This is a genomic window from Enterobacter sp. K16B (genome assembly GCF_020216105.1).
In the GTDB taxonomy this organism is placed as follows: Bacteria; Pseudomonadota; Gammaproteobacteria; order Enterobacterales; family Enterobacteriaceae; genus Enterobacter; species Enterobacter sichuanensis.
In genome coordinates, this window is record NZ_JAIWJZ010000202.1 from 1 (window position 1) to 1,323 (window position 1,323).

Below are 1,323 nucleotides of genomic sequence, written 5' to 3' on the forward strand. Positions count from 1 at the left end.
CACATTCAAGAAAAATAGCGACGCCAGGTCTGTCCTGACGGAAGTAGATGTCGCGGATGAAGCCGGATTTATACAATCCCCAGGCGTGCAGCGCTTCAGCGTTAAGGTGTGGAGCATATTTTTCCAGCGATGCTCCAGGTGCGGGGATATCCAGACATAAAATTCGCATCATAGTCTCCTGAACTCAGGTCGTTGTAGAAAGAGATAAAAGTATAAGAGGCGAATTTCACGAAGATTAGAGGAGCATTGACTTAAGCATCTTTAGACTGTACTTAATAATCAGGCGGAGATTGCTTTAGGAACACATTATGAATAACGCTCTGTATAACCAGATACGGATCTTTCAGAGCATTGCACGTGAGGGCAATATTTCGGCAGCCGCAAGAAAACTGGAAATTACGCCTCCCTCCGTCAGCAATGCGCTTAAGCTGCTGGAAGATCATATTGGCCATCCGCTTTTTGTGCGTACGACCCGCCGTATTGAGCTGACGGAAACCGGGCAGCTGTTGCTGGAACAGACCGCTGCGGCGGTGGAGTCGCTGGAAAATTCGCTTGAAAGCATTCGCGACCAGAATCAGGAGCCCTCTGGTATCGTGCGAATCACGCTCTCGCGTTTTGCCTATCTGTTAATTCTTAAGCCTGCAATGGCGAAATTCTGTCAGCAATATCCGGGTATACAGCTTGAAATTTCGGTTTACGACGGTACCGTGAATGTTATCGAAGAGCGTTTTGATCTTGGGATCCGTTTTGGCGATATCCTCGAAGGTGGGGTGGTGGCGCGGCCGTTAATGAAACCCTTTCGTGAAGGGTTATATGCATCCTCAGCTTATATCAGCGAGCATGGAATGCCCGAGGTGCCGGCTGACCTCAGTCAACACAAGCTGATTGGCTACCGTTTTATTACTAACAACCGCATCCTTCCGTTGATTCTGAACGATCGCGGAGAGCAGTTGACGGTTGAGATGCCTGGGCAGTTAATCAGCAACGATATTGACGTTATGGCAGACGGGATCCGTAACGGCCTGGGAATCGGACGTTTGTTTGAACCCATCTTGCAGTTACAGCCGGACAGGGAGCGCTTTATACCCGTGATGGAGAGCTACTGGAAAACCTACCCGCCAGTGTATCTCTATTACCCCAAAAACGCGGGTAAAACGAAAAGAGTGAAGGCCCTGATTGATTTTCTGATATCCGCTACGGGACGATAACGCCTCGTTCAGTATGGAGGCGCTATTTCACAACCCCAGCGGCCGGGCCTCCTGTATGAACTCAATCAGCGGATACCGGCATCGAAGCCCGCATCAGTGACGTCAACCATACGGT

1 protein-coding gene and 1 pseudogene are annotated in these 1,323 nt (G+C 49.7%); one reads left to right on the forward strand and one right to left on the reverse strand.

What is annotated here, in order from left to right; translation table 11 throughout:
• Positions 1-169, reverse strand: a pseudogene (locus tag LDK53_RS22675) (superoxide dismutase); the annotation flags it as partial.
• Between the two features lie 139 nt (positions 170-308).
• Between LDK53_RS22675 and LDK53_RS22680 the strand changes: the two are divergent.
• A complete protein-coding gene (locus LDK53_RS22680) occupies positions 309-1,208 on the forward strand; it encodes a LysR family transcriptional regulator (protein WP_032663514.1) in 900 nt (299 codons plus the stop codon).
• Positions 1,209-1,323: the final 115 nt, after the last annotated feature.

Coding starts and splice junctions, on each gene's coding strand:
- LDK53_RS22680 (WP_032663514.1), top strand. CDS start 309: ATGAATAACGCTCTGTATAACCAGATACGGATCTTTCAGAGCATTGCA.